Origin of the sequence: Achromobacter pestifer (assembly GCF_013267355.1) — a bacterium.
Lineage (GTDB): Bacteria > Pseudomonadota > Gammaproteobacteria > Burkholderiales > Burkholderiaceae_B > Achromobacter > Achromobacter pestifer_A.
The window spans coordinates 543,091-559,345 of record NZ_CP053985.1; the positions used below are offsets into that span (position 1 = coordinate 543,091).

A 16,255-nucleotide genomic window follows, 5' to 3' on the forward strand; every position below is an offset into this window, starting at 1 on the left:
CGTCTTGGGACGGACGGACTGCGCCGGGCAGTCCGCCGCGCCTATTTGCCTGCGGGGGGCTGGTCCTCGGCACTGTCCGCCAACCCCTCCGCCGGCGGTGCGAACAGATCCCAGCTGGCCATGAACAGCGCGGCGATCAGCGGGCCAATCACGAAACCGTTCAGGCCGAACAAGGCCATGCCGCCCAGCGTGGAGATCAGCACCACATAGTCCGGCATCTTGGTGTCCTTGCCGACCAGGATCGGACGCAGCACGTTGTCCACCATGCCGATGACCAGCACGCCGAACAGGATCAGCACGACGCCCTTGATCGTGGCGCCGGTCAACAGGAAGTAGATCGCGACCGGCGCCCAGATCAACCCCGCGCCGATCGCCGGCAGCAAGGACAGAAAGCCCATGATCACGCCCCACAGCAGCGCGCCCTGGATGGACAGGATCGAGAAGATGATGCCGCCCAGCGCGCCCTGCGCCGCAGCCACCGCGACGTTGCCCTTGACGGTGGCGCGCACGACGGTGGTGAACTTGCGCAGCAGGTGCTGCTTGTGCGTGTCGCTCAGCGGCATGGCGCGCTTGAGCCGCGCCGATAGCTGCGGGCCGTCGCGCAACAGGAAGAACAGCAGGTACAGCATGATGCCGAAGCTGATCACGAACTGGAACGTGTCCTGTCCGATGTTCAAGGCCTGGGTCGCCAGGAACTGGCTGGCCTGCATGGCGCCCGCGCTGAGTTTTTCCTGCAGGCTAGGTATGTCGGTCAGGTCCAAGCGCGCCAGCAGATCATGCACCGACGGCGGCAAGGCCGCCATGGCCTGCTGGAAATAGTCGCCGAAGTTGATCTGCCCGGACTTGACGCTCTGATAGAGATTCGCCCCTTCGCGCACCAGTGATCCGCTGATGACAATGAGCGGCAGGATCACCAGCAACAGCACCAACAGCAAGGTGATCAGCGCGGCCAGGTTGCGCCGTCCGCCGATGCGCGCCACCAGCCGGCGCTGTAGCGGCGCGAAGATGATGGCGAGAACGGCGCCCCAGAAAACAGCGCCGTAAAAAGGCCACAACAACCAGCCGAATGCGATGGTGACCGCCACCAGCAGGAGCAGAAAGGTTCTGTAGTGCACGCTGGAAGATTGGCTCATATTACGTCCCAGGCTCGGCTGACGCCGCGAGACCCGCATTGTACAAAGCGCTGCTCAGCGGGCGTCCGGCGGTTGTCCGGCAAGCTGCATCAAGGTGGCGCGCGCACGCTCCAGGACCTGCGACTGCGCATTCAGCCCCTGCAGGCGCAGGTTCAGCTCCTGCAGCAGAGTGAGCGTCGCGACGCGCGCCTGCCCGTCCAGCAGCAGGATGTCCTGCGCATGGGCAGCCACGAAATCCGCCACGCCCAGCGCATCGCGCGCCACCGCATCCATGGCGGCCGCCGCATCCAGCAGCTCGGCCGCGGGCGCTGTCACGGCTTCGTCATAGACGCCGTCATAGACGGGCGCGAGATCGGGCGGCAGCGCCAGCGCCGCACGCGCCTTGTCCGCCTTGGCTTGGGCCCGTTGGACCTCGGCAGCCTGTTCGGCCAGCGTCTTGCGCGCGGCCTCGAAGCGGGCCCGGCGCTCCACGATCTCGGCCACTGAACGCAGGGTTTCGATCTCCGGCACGTCGCGCATGGACGCCGCCGCCTGCGCCAGGGCTTCCTGGAAATCGGTGATCACTTCGTAGGCATCGGTGTAGCCGCCAACGGCCTCTTTTTCCGGCTCGCTCAGGATACCCATGGGCACCAGCGATGCGCTGCTCATCCGGCTTTGCAGCAACTGGATGAACGCGGCCCGCTCCTGAGGCTCCTTGTTGACGCAGGCCGACAGAAACAGCATCGACGCCGTCGCCAGGCCCAGCAGGCAAGCTCGCAGTGCCATGCCCATCCTCCTTGCATGCGGGTTCGCGAAACCGGCGCCGCCCGCGAGCAGGGCGGCCGCCCTCCGGCAGATTATCCCGAAGGCGCTTCCCCGCACCGCCGGCGGGCGGATTTTGTTGCTATCGAAGCGTGTTGACACAGGGTCCGCCGCCTGCATCATGGCTCCAGAGGATACGCCATCGCGCAGCGGCATGCCGGGTCAAAACCCATGGCAGCCTCGTGGCGCAAGCGCTCACGCAGCCCCAGCGTGAGTTCCGCCGCCGCCAGTTCGGCAAAGCCTTGCCGCTGGTAAAACGGTCTGTTCCAGGGCAGTTCGCGGTCGGTGGTCAACGCCACGGACCGGTAGCAGCCGGCATTGCGGGCCTGCGTGCACACGGCGCAAAGCAAAGCCCGCCCCAGGCCTCGCCCCTGCCAAGGCAGGGCCACCGCCATCTCGGCCAGGTAGAGATCGCCATCCATGGGCCGGGTCAGCGCAAAGCCCACCGGCTGGCCCTCGCATTCTGCGATCCATAACAGGCCGGCCGCTTGCGCCTGCGCAAGCTCGTCCTGCGGCGAAGTATCGTCGCCAGCGGCCCAGGCCATGTGCGTGTCCAGGAACCGCCGCGCGGCTGAACGTTCGATATCGGCCAGGCTGGCCAGGTCTGAGGGGCGTGCGAGTCTGATCATAGGCATGGCAGTATGCCTGATGCGGGCGCGCCGCCCGATCCCATAAAATGGCGTTTTCGGCCATCACGGCCCCCCGCAACACAGGCCAGCCTCAAGACATGACTCAAAACGCCACCTCCGACACCTGGGGCTTTGCCCATCCCGATTGCCGCGGCGCGGCCGCCCTGCTGTTCTTCATGAACGACCTGGCGCGAGTGGTCAACCAGTACCTGAGCCCGGGTCAACTGACCGATGAAGCGCTGGCCGATGCGCAAAAGGCGGTCGATGCCTTGCTGGCCCGCTACGTGGAAATCCAGGCCGCCCCCGAGGCCTTCGACAACGAGCGCATCGAACTCGCGCTGGAAACCGAGAGCCAACCTGACGGCCAGACCGGCGCGCAGGTCGCCTTGCGCATGTCTCCGCGCCTGGAAGGACTCATCATCGAAGCCCAACGCCAGGCCCGCCCGACTGCACATTAAGGGACGGATATAAGGGGGATGTTTCCTCCCTAGCACAAAACGCTTGCAAAAAACATCAAGCACCCGTATTATTGATGGTTGAGTTCTGCGGTTAGCGCCAATTTCCATTCGAAAAAACGCGGCGACAAACCAAGGTACTGGCTCCGAGGCCTGAACATCAGCCCTCCCCCACGTACCAAAGCAGACCCCAGACCCTCGAAAATCATCCAAGCCCAATGGACGCTGCGGCCCCCAAGCCCGAGCATCCCATCCAGTTTGCGTAGAACACAAACCCGGATTGTGGCCTGGAACCAAACGCCTTCACCAAACCGCCAGTCCGGCTTGGCAAGAAGCAACAAGACCATCGGCGGCGCCTGCAACCCGCGCAAGCGACCTTTAGCGATAAGCGCGCCGCAATCGCCAGGGCTTTCCAGCCCTGCATGAACCCTCGGGCCTCTGCTTGCCTTGCGCATCGCGCCGCCCGAAATGATGCCGTCCCGGACTGATGGACAGCATCGCGCCGCCAGCCCGTGCGTGCAAAAACATGAGAATGCGCAAAGGGACGGCGGCAGATATGCGTTAGTGTCACGACACGCCCGCCCCATTTGATACGGCTGGCATGGGCACGCGGCAGGAATGCCGCGCGCCACGTGGCCAGAAGCAGCATCCCATAACTAGAAACCAAGAGAACAAACACCATGAATACTCGTTTCACTACCTCGGACCTGATCCGACGCCCGGCACACACCAAGCTGGACAACATGCCGATCCACGTCGGCGACATCGTTTACCTGAAGCCCGCGAACGGCCCGGAAATCCGCGCCACGGTCATCTACAACGCGCCCATCGACGGCACGACGACCTACACGACCGAAGTCGTGCCCTGCGGCGCGCCTGCGCAAGAGGCTCCTGGCCAGCGCATCCGCTTCCGCCACGAGCACGTGCATCGCATCGAATCAGTGCGCCGCACCACTCACTGAAGCAGCGCCCCGCCCCGTTGCGCACGCAACGGGGCAATTCGTGCGTGATAAAGTCCCCGGCAATACAGCCCTGGCGATCCCACCATGCAGAACAACCGTCTCGCGGTCCATATCTGGGACCTTCCCACCCGCCTATTCCACTGGGCGCTCGTCGCCTGCATCGTCGGTGCATTCGTCAGCGTCAAACTGGGCGGCCTGTACATGGATTGGCATGTGCGCTTCGGCTGCACGGCGCTGGGCCTGATCCTGTTCCGCTTGCTGTGGGGATTCTTCGGCCCGCGCTACGCCCGCTTTTCGCAGTTCGTGCGCGGCCCTGCGGCGGTGGCCCGCTACCTGAAGGGCGCCGCCGCGCCTGCCGGCCATAATCCGCTGGGCGCGCTATCGGTGCTGGCGCTGCTGCTGGTCATCGGCTTCCAGGCGGTCAGCGGCCTGTTCACCACCGACGACATCATGACGCAGGGCCCGCTGTTCGGCCACGTCAGCGAAACCGTTTCCGCCGCCATGACCTCCTGGCACAAGCTCAATGAGTGGGTCATCCTGGCACTGGTCGCGCTGCATCTGGCCGCGGTGTTCTGGTACGCGCTGGTGCGCCGCAAGCGCATGGTGCGCGCGATCATCACGGGCAAGGTCGACGCCAAGGACGTGCCCGCCGGCACGCCGCCGACGCAGGACGGTTTCGCCGTCTGGCTGCGCGCCCTGTTGCTGGGCGCCTGTGTCACGGGCCTGGTGCTGTGGATCCGGTCGCTGGAAGTGGCGGCCGACATGTCTTTTTCCTGACTCCCATGAACACCGCCAAGCAAGCAGACGAGTAAGCCGCAACAACCCGTTTTTTTTGGTTGTTGCGGCGTTCTCGACACGCCAGTCGCTACACGAGAGCGCCGCCTGATCCTTTTCCAAGGAGATGGCTTCGTGCGCTCAAATGATTTCTCCTGGCGGCACTCCCTTGCCGCCACACTCTTCCTCTTGTCACCGTTCGACCTGCTGGCCTCGCTGGGCATGGACATGTACCTGCCCGTGGTGCCTTCCATGGCCGATGCGCTAGGCGCCGACGCCGCGACGATCCAATGGACGTTGACGGCGTACCTGGTGCTGCTTGGAGCGGGCCAGCTCATCTTCGGCCCCTTGTCGGACCGCCTGGGACGCCGCCCGGTCCTGCTGGCCGGCGGTCTCGCCTACATCGCTGCCTCATTCGGCCTCGCGGCCGCCTCCTCGCCTGAGGCGTTCCTCGGTCTGCGCATCCTGCAAGCCTGCGGCGCTTCGGCATGCCTCGTCGCCACCTTTGCCACCGTGCGCGACGTTTACTCGGGCCGCGCAGAAAGCCACACCATCTATGGCCTGCTCGGCACCATGCTGGCGATGGTTCCGGCAGTGGGTCCGCTACTCGGCGCGCTGGTCAGCGCCTGGCTGGGATGGCGCGCCATCTTCGGCGTGCTGGGAATGGCGATGACAGGAGCCGTCATAGCCGCCTGGCTGCTATGGCCAGAGACCAAGCGGCCTGCGGCAACGGTGCCGCAATGGTCGCAGTTCCTGCTCCCCCTGAAACGCCGGCATTTCTGGCTCTACACGCTTTGCTACAGCGCGGGAATGGGCAGCTTCTTCGTCTTTTTCTCAACCGCGCCCTGGCTGATGATGGGCCGCCAAGGGTTGTCGCAGCTAGGCTTCAGCCTGCTATTTGCCACAGTGGCCATTGCGATGATGGCGGCGGCGCGGTTGATGGGGCGCTTGATTCCCCGCTGGGGAACCCTCAAAACCTTGCGCCTGGGAATGTGCGGCCTGATTGCCGGAGCCGCCATCCTCACGGTCTCCGAGCTGTTCATGCCGCATTCGGCGCTCGGTCTCATCGTCCCGATGTGGCTGGTCGGCGCCAGTATCGCTTCTGCGGTCTCCGTGGCGCCCAATGGCGCGCTCCAAGGCTTCGACCATATCGCCGGAACCGCCACGGCGGTTTACTTCTGCCTGGGCGGGTTGATACTGGGCGGTATTGGCACCCTAGCGATCACGCAGCTGCCCACCGGAACCGGCTGGCCCATCATCGCCTATTGCCTGAGTCTCGCCATGGCAGTGCTTTGCCTGTCCTGCGCATGCAAACGCGATTGACGCGACCCGGCAACGGCAGTCCGTGTGCGCGACCTCGTTGCCCACACGGGCCACAGGTCGCTCAACGCCGAGCTTCGATCAAATGCCGCGTCGAATGGGCCACGAACGGTTCTCCCCGGCGCATCTTCCCATCCAGCGCCAGCAAGGCATCGCGGTATTTGCGCGCCGAGAAATCCGGCACCCACCACACGCATTTGCGCAGGATCCAGACCACGGCGCCCACGTCGTGGAACACCATCCGGCAACGGGCCGTGCGCAGGTCCGTCACGGCCAGTCCGGCAACCCCGGCGGCCGCCGCTTCATCCCGCGGATCGCGCAGGCGCCGCTCCTCCGGCAATGGCCCCAGGAAGTGCTCGATCAGCTCGAAGGCCGACGCCGGCCCCACGTGCTGCGCAAAGTAATGCCCACCCGGCGTGAGGACGCGACGGATCTCCGCCCATCCCGGACTCACGGGATGCCGGGACGTCACCAACTCGAACGAGGCGTCGGCGAACGGCAAGCCAACGCCGGACGCGGTCAGCACCAGTTGCACGCCGCGCGCGGCCAGGCGCTCATGCGCTTTCCTGGCATTGGGCGGCCAAGCTTCGGTCGCATGCATGACTGGCGGAAAGCCGGGGGCCTCGCCCAGCACCTCGCCGCCGCCCGTATCCAGGTCCAAAGCCGACTGCACGCTGGCCAGGCGCTGTGCGAGCAAGCTGGCATAGCCCCACGGCGGGCGTTCCTCGGAGGCCCGCCCAGCCAGCCAATCGAAGCCCCAGCCGCTGACATCGGCGGCCTCGGCCTCTACCACGAGATCATCAAAGGATTTCATCTCATCTCCCCTGTCCAGGGCCAGCGCACGATTCCGCAGGCCGCCGCAAGTCCGGTAATGGGATAAAAAAAAGCGCCAACCGTTAAGCTGGCGCCTCTTTGCCCACATGCCGCCCACGGGCGGCCGGCGCTTTACTTCTTCTTGCGATAAGCGTCGTGGCAGGCCTTGCAGCTTGCGCCGACATCGCCAAATGCGGCGCGCAGCTTGTCCAGGTCGCCGGCATCGGCAGCAGCCGACAGCTTGACGATGTTGTCCTGGAAGGCCTGTTGCTTCTGCTTGAAGCCCGCGGCGTCGCTCCAGATTTCCGGACGCGCGTCGCCGCCCTCGGTGCCTGCGCCGAAAGCCGTCCACGGCAAGGCCGACAAGGTCTTCAACACTTCCACATTGGCCTTGATCTGCGCGGCGTCATAGGGCTGCTGGCCCTTGACCACCGGCGCCATGCGGCCGAAATGGGAGGCCATCAGCGTCAGCGCCGACTGGCGGTACTTGACCGCGTCCTCGGGCTTGGCGAACTGCGCGGACGCGCTCGTCGCCAGCAGGGGCCCCACCGTCATACAGGCCAACGCGGCGAGCGTGGACAACTTCTTCATTGCAATCTCCCGTAAGGTCAACAGAAGCCGCGCGCCCCCAGGCGCGCGGCAAGGCGACTATACCGCCCGGGCCAAGTCGGCTGCCAGCCCGATGTAGGAGCGCGGGGTCATCGCCAGCAGGCGGGCCTTGGGCTCTTCGGGCAGGGCCAGGCCCTGGATGAATTCTCGCAGGCCTTCCTCGGTGATGCCCTTGCCGCGCGTCAAAGCCTTGAGCTGTTCGTACGGTTGCGGCAGGCCATAGCGGCGCATGACGGTCTGCACCGGCTCGGCCAGCACTTCCCAGCAGGCGTCGATGTCGGCGTCGATGGCGGCGGTATTGACTTCGAGCTTGCCCAGGCCGCGCATGCAGGCATCCCAGGCCACCAGGCAATAGCCCAGGCCCACGCCCAGGTTGCGCAGCACGGTGGAGTCGGTCAGGTCACGCTGCCAGCGGGAGATCGGCAGCTTGTCCGCGAGATGGCGCAGCACGGCGTTGGCCAGGCCCAGGTTGCCTTCGGAGTTTTCGAAGTCGATCGGGTTGACCTTGTGCGGCATGGTGGAGGAACCGACCTCGCCTTCCTTCAGGCGTTGCTTGAAGTAGCCCAGCGCCACGTAGCCCCAGATGTCGCGGTCCAGGTCCAGCACGATGATGTTGGCGCGCGTGATGGCGTCGAACAGGGCCGACATCCAGTCATGCGGTTCGATCTGGATAGTGTGGCGGTTCTGGGTCAGGCCCAGGCCGGCCAGCACGCGCTGGCTGAAAGCGGGCCAATCGATTTCGGGGTAGGCCGACAGGTGGGCGTTGTAGTTGCCGGTGGCGCCGTTCAGCTTGGCCAGCGGTTCGACGGCCTCGACGGCGGCGATGGCGCGGTTCAGGCGCGCAGCCACGTTGGCGAATTCCTTGCCCAAGGTCGTCGGGCTGGCGGGCTGGCCGTGCGTGCGCGACAGCATCGGTTGGTCGGCCTGGGTGACGGCCATGTCGTTCAGCTTGGCAGCCAGCTCGCGCAGGCGCGGCACCACGACCTCGTTGCGGGCGCGCGTCAGCATCAGCGCGTGCGAGGTGTTGTTGATGTCCTCGGAGGTGCAGGCGAAGTGGATGAACTCGGCGGCGCGGGCCAGCTCGGCGTCATCGGCCACTTTTTCCTTCAGCCAGTACTCGACGGCCTTGACGTCGTGGTTGGTGACGCGTTCGATGTCCTTGATACGGGCAGCGTCCGATTCCGAGAAGTCACGCACCAATTGTTGCAGGCGGGCGCGGGCGGCCTCGGAGAAGGCGGGCAGTTCCGGCAGGCCGGCATCGGACAGCGCGATCAGCCAGGCCACCTCGACTTCGACGCGGTGCGCCATGAAACCGGCCTCGGAAAGCAGGCCGCGCAGCGCGTCGCCCCGGGAAGCGTACCGGCCATCGAGTGGCGAAAGGGCGTTGAGTTGGCTGAGCTGATCGGCGATTTGCATGGTCTGGAGGAGAAAAAGCGGGGAATGATCGAATCGGGCGATTTTATCATCCGGAAGCGTGCAACATTGTGGCAAACTGGCGAAGATTCCGGCCTCTTGCCGTCTTGCCGTCATGCGGCCTGCTATACTTCGGCCGCTTTCCGACTCCGCTTGTGACTCCATGAAACTGATCGGCTCGCTTACCAGTCCTTACGTGCGCAAAGTGCGTATCGTCATGGCCGAGAAAAAGCTGGACTACCGGCTTGAACTCGAAAACGTCTGGTCCGCCGACACGCAGATCCAAACGTACAACCCGCTGGGCAAGGTGCCCTGCCTGGTCATGGAAGATGGCGGCGCCCTCTTCGATTCGCGCGTCATCGTCGAATACGTCGACACCCTGTCTCCGGTCGCCCGCCTGATTCCTCAGCCGGGGCGCGACCGCGCGGCCGTCAAATGCTGGGAAGCCATCGCCGATGGCCTCCTGGACGCCTGCGTGACCATCGTCAAGGAAAACCAGCGTCCCGAGGTTCAGCGCAGCCCCGAATGGATCGAGCGCCAGTACTCCAAGATCCACGCCAGCCTCGACGCGATGAACAAGAGCCTGGGCGACAACGCCCACTGCATGGGCATCAACTACAGCCTGGCCGACATCGCCGTCGGCTGCGCGCTGGGCTATCTGGACCTGCGCTTCGCCTCGCTCGACTGGCGCGCCAACCACCAGAACCTGGCCCGGTTGTACGACAAGCTGTCGCAGCGCCAGTCGTTCATCGACACGGCCCCCCAGCAGTAGCCCTCCCCCGAGGCGCTACGCGCCTTCCCCAGGGAACGCCGCTACGGACCGGCGCAGCCGGATCCGTGCGGACCCCTTCTGCGCCGGCTGCACTTGCACGCCGGCGCAGCCATATCCGGCTCAGCCGTTGAACGTCTGCCAGGCCTTGAACAGCATGTACGCGGCCAGCGCGAACAGCAGGCAGGCGAACACGCGCTTGAGCGTCTGCACCGGCAGGCGGTGCGCCATGCGCGCACCCAAGGGCGCCGTCAGCACGCTGGTGCACACCAATGCAATCAAGGCCGGCCAGTAGATGTAGCCCAGCATGCCGGGGCGCGATTCGCCCGAGTTCAAGCCCGACACCACATAGCCCACGCTATTGGCCAGCGCGATGGGAAAGCCCAGCGCCGCCGAGGTCGACACCGCGTTGTGCAGCGCCACGTTGCACCAGACCATGAAAGGCACCGACAGGAAGCCGCCGCCCGCGCCCACCAGGCCGGACAGGAAGCCGATACCCGCCCCGGCCGCGCTGGTGCCCACCACGCCAGGCATCTGGCGGCTGGGCTTGGGCTTCTTGTTCTGCAGCATGCTCCAGCCGGAATAGCCGACGAACAGCGCGAAGAACAGCGACAGCCACAGCGTGCTGAGCGCGGCGAAGACCGCGCCGCCAGACAGCAGGCCGCCGATGATGATGCCTGGCGCCATCGCCCAGACGATGTTCCATTTGATCGTGCCGCGCTGCTGGTGCGCCCGCACGCTGGAAATGGAAGTGAACAGGATCGAGGTCATCGACGTGGCGATGGCAGCGTGCACCACCAGGTCGGCGGGCATGCCCTTCCATGCAAACAACATCGTCAGGAAAGGCACCAGCAGCATGCCCCCGCCTATGCCCAGCAGGCCAGCGGCGAAACCCACCACGCCGCCCAGCACCAGCAGGCAAATCACCATCGTTACATCCACAACCGTCTCCTCTTTCTTCTTGGGAATGAACAAAGCCCCAGGGGCCGCGCCCGAGGGGCTTTGAGTAAAGTCTGCGCACGCCGCGCGGCGGATGCCGGCGCGGCGCTTACAGGATGATGCCGCCGCCCAGGCAAACCTCGCCATCGTAAAGCACGGCGGACTGTCCGGGCGTTACCGCCCACTGCGGATCCGTAAAGCTCAGGCTGAAGGCGCCGTCGGCAGCGCCGTCCAGACGGCAGGCGGCATCGGCCTGCCGGTAGCGCGTCTTGGCGCCATAGGCGCCCAGGGCTGGCGCATGGCCCGCGACCCAGCTGGCGTCCTGCGCCCGCAGTTCGCCCGACAGCAGCCAGGGGTGGTCGTGCCCTTGCACCACATAAAGCACATTGCGCTCCAGGTCCTTGCGCGCCACGTACCAGGCTTCGGCCGTGCCGTCCTCGCGCTGGCGCCCCTTGACCCCGCCCACGCCCAGCCCCTTGCGCTGGCCCAGCGTGTAGAACGACAGCCCCTCATGGCGACCGACCTTCTGCCCTTCCGGCGTCATGATCGGGCCGGGCTCGGTCGGCAGATAGCGGTTCAGGAATTCGCGGAACGGCCGTTCGCCGATGAAGCAGATGCCGGTGGAATCCTTCTTGGCGGCATTGTGCAGCCCGATCTCGTGCGCGATGCGCCGCACCTCGGTCTTGTGGATTTCGCCCAGCGGGAACAGGGTGCGCGACAACTGCGCCTGGTTCAGGCGATGCAGGAAGTAGCTCTGATCCTTGGATGCGTCCAAGGCCTTGAGCAGCTGGAACTGCGTGCCGCCGCCCTCGGCCGGCACTTCGCGCACGCGCGCGTAATGACCGGTGGCGATGTGCTCGGCGCCCAGCGCCATGGCATGGTCCAGGAAAGCCTTGAACTTGATCTCGGCGTTGCACAGCACGTCCGGGTTGGGCGTGCGGCCCGCGGAGTACTCGCGCAGGAACTCCGCGAACACGCGATCCTTGTATTCGGCGGCGAAATTGACGAATTCGAACTCAACGCCGACCAAGTCCGCGACGCTGGCGGCGTCCAGCAAGTCCTGGCGGGTGGAACAGTATTCGGAATCGTCATCGTCTTCCCAGTTCTTCATGAACAGGCCGACGACCTCGTAGCCTTGCTGCTTGAGCAGCCAGGCGGTGACCGAAGAATCGACCCCGCCGGACATGCCGACGACAACGCGGCCCTTCTTGGTAAGTTTTTGACTCATGATGGGTCTATTTTAGATCGGTCCGGGCATCTTCCTGCGGCTGCGGCTCGGCCGCGCGCGACACTTCCATCAGCCAGGCCCGGAAAGCCTGCAGGGTGGGCAGATTGGCCTTCTGCTCCGGATAACACAGGTAGTACCCCATGCGCGCCCGGATCGGCAGCTGGATGGCGACGGCCAGCTTGCCGTCGCGCAGCTCGTCCTCGATCAGGCAGCGCGGAATCAGCGCCACGCCGAAACCGGCCGCGGCCGCCTGCGACAGCAGCGCGTACTGGTCGAAGCGCGCGCCTTCCAGGCTGCGCCGGGTATCGCAGCCGGCCTGCTCGAACCAGTCGCGCCAACCTTCCAGCGCCGAGGTGTGGTGCAGCAACGGATAGGCCAGCAGGTCCGCCGGCGACGCGCAGCCACCCGGAATCAGGCGCGGACTGCAGACCGGAAGGATTTCGCGGCCGACGATGTAATCGGCTCCGCTGCCCGGCCAGATGCCCTCGCCGAAGCGCACGGCAGCGTCCAGTTCGGGCGTGGAAAAGTCATAGCCCTGGCGGTGCGGCAAGAATTCGACGTGGATGTCCGGTCGCAGGCGCATGAAGGCGGTCAGGCGCGGAATCAGCCAGCGCGCGCCGAAGGTCGGCATACAGGTCAGGTTGAGCGTGCCGCCCTGCCCCTGGTGCGCGATCAACTCCACCGTGGCGGCCTCGATCTGCCCCAGGCCGGCCTGGATCTTGGTCAGATAGCTGCGCCCGGCCTCGGTCAGGACCAGGCCTTGCCTGATCCGCAGGAATAGTTCGATGCCGACGAACTCCTCCAAATGTTTCACCTGCTTACTGACCGCGCCCTGCGTGACACACAACTCCTGGGCCGCGCGCGTGAAACTGCTATGTCTCGCGGCGACTTCGAACGCCTGGAGATCCGTGAGTGAGGGACAGAATCGCCGCATGGATGAGGTACGTAAATTGTTTCAGGCCGTGCAGCAGAAATAGCCCTGTTCCGGGCCGCCGCGAAAAGAGGCATGAAAAAAAGTCATAGCTTACGGAGAAACTTTCGTTTGCGCAAACCAGGCCGCCAGGAAAGAATCGTTGCGTTTGCGTCTGCCTTTGCGCAGCCGCTTTCCAATTCATTAGGGGAATCAATGCAACGCCGTAACGTAATACTGGGCCTGTGTGTCGCCGCCGCGACCCTGGCCGCGCCGCTGACCTCGGGCATCGCGCACGCCGAAGACGCGTATCCGACCAAGCCCATCCGCCTGATCGTTCCGTTCCCGCCCGGCGGCACCACCGACATCGTCGGCCGCCTGTTTGCGGACAAGCTGGGCAAGGAGCTGGGCCAGACCGTCGTGGTGGAAAACCGCGGCGGCGCCGGCGGCTCGATCGGCAGCGCCTTCGTTGCCAGCAGCGCGCCTGACGGCTACACCCTGGGCATCGCCACCGTCAGCACCCACGGCATCAACCCGGCCATCTACCCGAACCTGCCGTTCGATGGCGAGAAGGACTTCACGCCCATCTCGAACCTGGCCGCCGTGCCCAACATCATGACCATCAACCCGAAGGTCCAGGCCAAGAACATCGCCGACTTCATCAAGCTGGCCAAGAGCGAGCCGGGCAAGCTGACCTACGCGTCCGCCGGCAACGGTTCGGTCTCGCACATGATGGGCGAACTGTTCAAGATGGCTTCGGGCACCAACCTGATGCACGTGCCGTACCGCGGCGTGGGCCCGGCGCTGAACGACGCGCTGGCCGGCCAGGTCGACGTCATGTATGACAACCTGCCCTCCTCGCTGCCGCACGTGCAGTCCGGCCGCCTGATCGCCATGGCCGTCGCCTCGCCCCAGCGCGTGGCCGCCCTGCCTGACGTGCCCACGTTCGCCGAAGCCGGCCTGCCGGCCGTGAACGACGCCTCCTGGTTCGGCCTGGTGGCTCCCGCCAAGCTGCCCAAGCCCGTGCTGGACAAGCTGAACGCGGCCGTGCAGAAGGTCAGCGCCGAAGCCGACGTCAAGACCCGCCTGGAAGCCCTGGGCGCCGCGCCGGCCGCCAACACCCCGGCCGAATTCGCGGCGCAGATCTCGGCTGAAATCGCCAAGAACAAGCGCATCGCCAAAGAAGCCAACGTGAAGATCGACTAAGCGGTCTTCGGTCCTCGCGTGCCCGAGGTGCGCGAGGACCTCCGATTCACGAACGCAACACCCCCCTATGCGAATTACCCAACCCCTGTCTTACCGGCTCGACCTCCCGCAGCAATATCCTGATTCGGAATCCTCGGCTCCCCTCGTGCTGGACTCCCCGCACAGCGGCACCGCCTACCCCCCCGATTTCGCGGCTGCGGTGGACTTTGGCGCATTGCGCACCGCCGAGGACACCTGGGTTGACGACCTGTGGGGCGACGCCATTGAAATGGGCGTGCCGATGATTGCCGCGGCGTTTCCGCGCGCCTACATCGACGCCAACCGCTCGCCCGACGAAATCGACGAATTGCTGCTGGACTCGGCCTGGCCCGACGCCATCAATGCCTCGCCCAAGGTCAAGCTGGGCAAGGGCCTGATCTGGCGCATGCTGGACGACGGCACGCCGCTATACAACCGCAAGCTGACGGTGGACGAAGTGCGCCACCGCATCGACGCCTGCTGGAAGCCCTACCACGCCGCGCTGGGCCAGGTGCTGGACGCCGCCCACCAGAAGTTCGGCAAGGTCTGGCACATCAACTGCCACTCCATGCCCAGCGTCGCCGGCGCCTACGCCACCGACCGGCCTGGCCTGGTGCACCCGGACTTCGTGCTGGGCGACCGCGACGGCAGCACCAGCGATCCCGCTTTCCGCGAATTCATCGCCGCCTGGCTGCGCGAACGCGGCTACGACGTCACCGTCAACGATCCCTACAAGGGCGTGGAGCTGGTGCGCGCCTTCGGCCGCCCCGAAGAAGGCCGCCACAGCCTGCAGATCGAGATCAACCGCAAGCTCTACATGGACGAAGTCTCGCTGCGGCCTTCCGAAAACTACGGCCGCCTGAAGGCCGATCTGCGCGAACTCACCGCCGCGCTGATCATCTGGACTCGCGCGCAAACGGCTTGACGCCGGACGTTTGCGCGCAGGTGCCGGCCAGCGGAAAAGCCAGACTGGCCGGAGCAGTTGGGTTGCAGAACCCCAGCCCCATGGTTCGCCATGGGGCTTTTTTTTGGCCTGCGCAACTCGTCGATCTAAGAGGGGGTTGACGCCATTTACCCTTTTGGTAATACGGCCGTGACACCCTTTCCTCACTGGTTACCGTGTATAACTATTGCCAATTAATGAGGAGAGGCGTAGATGCACATCGGGATACCAAAAGAAACCCGAGACGGGGAAACTCGTGTCGCAGCAACACCGGAGACCGTCAAGAAGTACATAGGCGGCAAACACAGCGTCGTCGTGGAGCGCGGGGCAGGCACTGCCGCTCGCTATCTCGACGAGGCCTATGAGGCAGCGGGCGCCACGCTCGGCAGCGCCCAGGATGCATTGGGGGCAGAACTCGTCATGAAGGTGCGCGCGCCTTCTGCCGCGGAACTGCCCCAGATGAAATCCGGCGCCGTCGTGATCGGCATGCTGGATCCCTTCGACGCCGAAGGCATCCAGCAGATGGCCGCCGCCGGGCTCACTGGATTCGCGCTGGAGGCCGCGCCCCGCATCACGCGGGCGCAGAGCCTGGACGTGCTGTCCTCGCAGGCCAACCTGGCCGGCTACAAGGCCGTGCTGCTGGCGGCGCACCACTACGGCCGACTGATACCCATGATGATGACCGCCGCGGGGACGCTGAAAGCCGCCCGCGCCGTCGTCCTGGGCACCGGCGTCGCCGGGCTGCAGGCCATCGCCACCGCCAAGCGGCTGGGCGCGGTGGTCGAGGCCTCCGACGTGCGCCCCGCCGCGCGTGAACAGGTGGAATCGCTGGGCGCCAAGTTCATCGACGTGCCTTTCGAAACGGATGAAGAACGCGAGATCGCGCAGGGCACGGGGGGCTATGCCCGGCCCATGCCGCCCGCCTGGATGGCGCGGCAGGCCGCGCTCGTGTCCGAGCGCTGCAAGCAGGCCGACATCGTCATCACCACGGCGCTGATCCCCGGCCGCCCCGCCCCCACGCTGGTGTCCGCGGAAACCGTCGCGGCCATGAAGCCGGGCTCGGTGCTGGTGGACCTGGCGGTCGAACGCGGCGGCAATTGCCCGCTTTCCGAGAAAGGCCTGGTGGTGGAAAAGCACGGCGTGACGATCATCGGGCTGACCAACCTGCCCGGACTGGTCGCGACCGACGCTTCGGCGCTGTATGCGCGCAACATCCAGGATTTCCTGAAGCTCATCATCAATGCGGACGGCGCGCTGGCGATCCAGCGCGACGATGAAATCGTCACGGCCTGCCTGATGTGCGAAGGCGGCAACGTGGCGCGGAGGAACTAAC

Annotated in this window: 17 protein-coding genes; 8 read left to right on the plus strand and 9 right to left on the minus strand. The window is 65.6% G+C overall.

Features of this window, described 5'->3' with window-relative positions; genetic code table 11:
- Positions 1–41 precede the first annotated feature (41 nt).
- From FOC84_RS02910 to FOC84_RS02920, 3 genes are all read right to left on the minus strand, one after another.
- Positions 42–1,133, minus strand: a complete 1,092-nt coding sequence (locus FOC84_RS02910) for an AI-2E family transporter (RefSeq protein ID WP_173143101.1) — start codon at positions 1,131–1,133, stop codon at positions 42–44.
- A 54-nt stretch (positions 1,134–1,187) separates the two neighbouring features.
- A complete protein-coding gene (locus FOC84_RS02915; RefSeq protein WP_173143102.1) occupies positions 1,188–1,898 on the minus strand; it encodes a DUF3053 family protein in 711 nt (236 codons plus the stop codon).
- Positions 1,899–2,053: 155 nt separating this feature from the next.
- Positions 2,054–2,569 carry a GNAT family N-acetyltransferase gene (locus FOC84_RS02920; RefSeq protein WP_254241901.1) on the minus strand — a complete coding sequence of 172 codons (516 nt, stop codon included), beginning with the start codon at positions 2,567–2,569 and terminating at the stop codon, positions 2,054–2,056.
- 92 nt (positions 2,570–2,661) lie between these two features.
- Here FOC84_RS02920 and FOC84_RS02925 point away from each other — a divergent pair, with 92 nt between their 5' ends.
- The 4 genes from FOC84_RS02925 (at position 2,662) to cml (ending at position 6,077) form a co-directional block, all read left to right on the plus strand.
- Complete coding sequence (locus tag FOC84_RS02925) at positions 2,662–3,021, plus strand: hypothetical protein (RefSeq protein WP_173143103.1); 360 nt, start codon at positions 2,662–2,664, stop codon at positions 3,019–3,021.
- A gap of 677 nt (positions 3,022–3,698) precedes the next feature.
- A complete protein-coding gene (locus FOC84_RS02930) occupies positions 3,699–3,980 on the plus strand; it encodes a hypothetical protein (protein WP_173143104.1) in 282 nt (93 codons plus the stop codon).
- Positions 3,981–4,064: 84 nt separating this feature from the next.
- Complete coding sequence (locus tag FOC84_RS02935) at positions 4,065–4,757, plus strand: cytochrome b/b6 domain-containing protein (protein WP_173143105.1); 693 nt, start codon at positions 4,065–4,067, stop codon at positions 4,755–4,757.
- A gap of 132 nt (positions 4,758–4,889) precedes the next feature.
- A complete protein-coding gene (gene cml, locus FOC84_RS02940) occupies positions 4,890–6,077 on the plus strand; it encodes a CmlA/FloR family chloramphenicol efflux MFS transporter (protein ID WP_173143106.1) in 1,188 nt (395 codons plus the stop codon).
- A gap of 61 nt (positions 6,078–6,138) precedes the next feature.
- On the opposite strand, the gene FOC84_RS02945 is transcribed toward cml, so the two are convergent.
- The 3 genes from FOC84_RS02945 to purB form a co-directional block, all read right to left on the minus strand.
- Entirely contained in the window at positions 6,139–6,888 is a 750-nt protein-coding gene (locus FOC84_RS02945; protein ID WP_173143107.1) for a methyltransferase domain-containing protein, read from the minus strand.
- Between the two features lie 131 nt (positions 6,889–7,019).
- Entirely contained in the window at positions 7,020–7,478 is a 459-nt protein-coding gene (locus FOC84_RS02950) for a c-type cytochrome (RefSeq protein ID WP_088139370.1), read from the minus strand.
- A gap of 57 nt (positions 7,479–7,535) precedes the next feature.
- Positions 7,536–8,912 carry an adenylosuccinate lyase gene (gene purB, locus FOC84_RS02955; RefSeq protein ID WP_173143108.1) on the minus strand — a complete coding sequence of 459 codons (1,377 nt, stop codon included), beginning with the start codon at positions 8,910–8,912 and terminating at the stop codon, positions 7,536–7,538.
- A gap of 160 nt (positions 8,913–9,072) precedes the next feature.
- Here purB and FOC84_RS02960 point away from each other — a divergent pair, with 160 nt between their 5' ends.
- Positions 9,073–9,681, plus strand: coding sequence for a glutathione S-transferase (locus tag FOC84_RS02960; protein WP_173143109.1), 609 nt, complete (start codon positions 9,073–9,075; stop codon positions 9,679–9,681).
- Between the two features lie 120 nt (positions 9,682–9,801).
- Here FOC84_RS02960 and FOC84_RS02965 read toward each other — a convergent pair whose 3' ends face one another.
- The 3 genes from FOC84_RS02965 to gcvA form a co-directional block, all read right to left on the minus strand.
- Positions 9,802–10,620 (minus strand): sulfite exporter TauE/SafE family protein, encoded by an 819-nt coding sequence (locus FOC84_RS02965; RefSeq protein WP_173143110.1) that lies wholly within the window; start codon positions 10,618–10,620, stop codon positions 9,802–9,804.
- Positions 10,621–10,726: 106 nt separating this feature from the next.
- On the minus strand, positions 10,727–11,845 hold the full coding sequence (gene mnmA / locus FOC84_RS02970; RefSeq protein ID WP_173143111.1) for a tRNA 2-thiouridine(34) synthase MnmA: 1,119 nt from the start codon (positions 11,843–11,845) through the stop codon (positions 10,727–10,729).
- A 7-nt stretch (positions 11,846–11,852) separates the two neighbouring features.
- Complete coding sequence (gcvA, locus tag FOC84_RS02975; protein ID WP_173143112.1) at positions 11,853–12,779, minus strand: transcriptional regulator GcvA; 927 nt, start codon at positions 12,777–12,779, stop codon at positions 11,853–11,855.
- Positions 12,780–12,971: 192 nt separating this feature from the next.
- Between gcvA and FOC84_RS02980 the strand changes: the two genes are divergently transcribed.
- The 3 genes from FOC84_RS02980 (at position 12,972) to FOC84_RS02990 (ending at position 16,254) form a co-directional block, all read left to right on the plus strand.
- Positions 12,972–13,961, plus strand: a complete 990-nt coding sequence (locus tag FOC84_RS02980; RefSeq protein WP_173143113.1) for a Bug family tripartite tricarboxylate transporter substrate binding protein — start codon at positions 12,972–12,974, stop codon at positions 13,959–13,961.
- 67 nt (positions 13,962–14,028) lie between these two features.
- Complete coding sequence (locus FOC84_RS02985) at positions 14,029–14,904, plus strand: N-formylglutamate amidohydrolase (protein WP_173143114.1); 876 nt, start codon at positions 14,029–14,031, stop codon at positions 14,902–14,904.
- Between the two features lie 231 nt (positions 14,905–15,135).
- The gene (locus tag FOC84_RS02990; protein WP_173143115.1) at positions 15,136–16,254 is read left to right on the plus strand and encodes a Re/Si-specific NAD(P)(+) transhydrogenase subunit alpha; all 1,119 of its coding nucleotides are present in this window, start codon (positions 15,136–15,138) and stop codon (positions 16,252–16,254) included.
- Position 16,255: the final 1 nt, after the last annotated feature.

Bases quoted from the DNA above. Each gene is read 5' to 3' on its own strand.
- FOC84_RS02920 (WP_254241901.1), bottom strand. From the start codon at position 2,569: ATGCCTATGATCAGACTCGCACGCCCCTCAGACCTGGCCAGCCTGGCC.
- FOC84_RS02915 (WP_173143102.1), bottom strand. From the start codon at position 1,898: ATGGCACTGCGAGCTTGCCTGCTGGGCCTGGCGACGGCGTCGATGCTG.
- FOC84_RS02960 (WP_173143109.1), top strand. From the start codon at position 9,073: ATGAAACTGATCGGCTCGCTTACCAGTCCTTACGTGCGCAAAGTGCGT.
- FOC84_RS02980 (WP_173143113.1), top strand. From the start codon at position 12,972: ATGCAACGCCGTAACGTAATACTGGGCCTGTGTGTCGCCGCCGCGACC.
- FOC84_RS02910 (WP_173143101.1), bottom strand. From the start codon at position 1,133: ATGAGCCAATCTTCCAGCGTGCACTACAGAACCTTTCTGCTCCTGCTG.
- FOC84_RS02925 (WP_173143103.1), top strand. From the start codon at position 2,662: ATGACTCAAAACGCCACCTCCGACACCTGGGGCTTTGCCCATCCCGAT.
- FOC84_RS02930 (WP_173143104.1), top strand. From the start codon at position 3,699: ATGAATACTCGTTTCACTACCTCGGACCTGATCCGACGCCCGGCACAC.
- FOC84_RS02985 (WP_173143114.1), top strand. From the start codon at position 14,029: ATGCGAATTACCCAACCCCTGTCTTACCGGCTCGACCTCCCGCAGCAA.
- FOC84_RS02935 (WP_173143105.1), top strand. From the start codon at position 4,065: ATGCAGAACAACCGTCTCGCGGTCCATATCTGGGACCTTCCCACCCGC.
- FOC84_RS02990 (WP_173143115.1), top strand. From the start codon at position 15,136: ATGCACATCGGGATACCAAAAGAAACCCGAGACGGGGAAACTCGTGTC.
- mnmA (WP_173143111.1), bottom strand. From the start codon at position 11,845: ATGAGTCAAAAACTTACCAAGAAGGGCCGCGTTGTCGTCGGCATGTCC.
- gcvA (WP_173143112.1), bottom strand. From the start codon at position 12,779: ATGCGGCGATTCTGTCCCTCACTCACGGATCTCCAGGCGTTCGAAGTC.
- purB (WP_173143108.1), bottom strand. From the start codon at position 8,912: ATGCAAATCGCCGATCAGCTCAGCCAACTCAACGCCCTTTCGCCACTC.
- FOC84_RS02945 (WP_173143107.1), bottom strand. From the start codon at position 6,888: ATGAAATCCTTTGATGATCTCGTGGTAGAGGCCGAGGCCGCCGATGTC.
- FOC84_RS02950 (WP_088139370.1), bottom strand. From the start codon at position 7,478: ATGAAGAAGTTGTCCACGCTCGCCGCGTTGGCCTGTATGACGGTGGGG.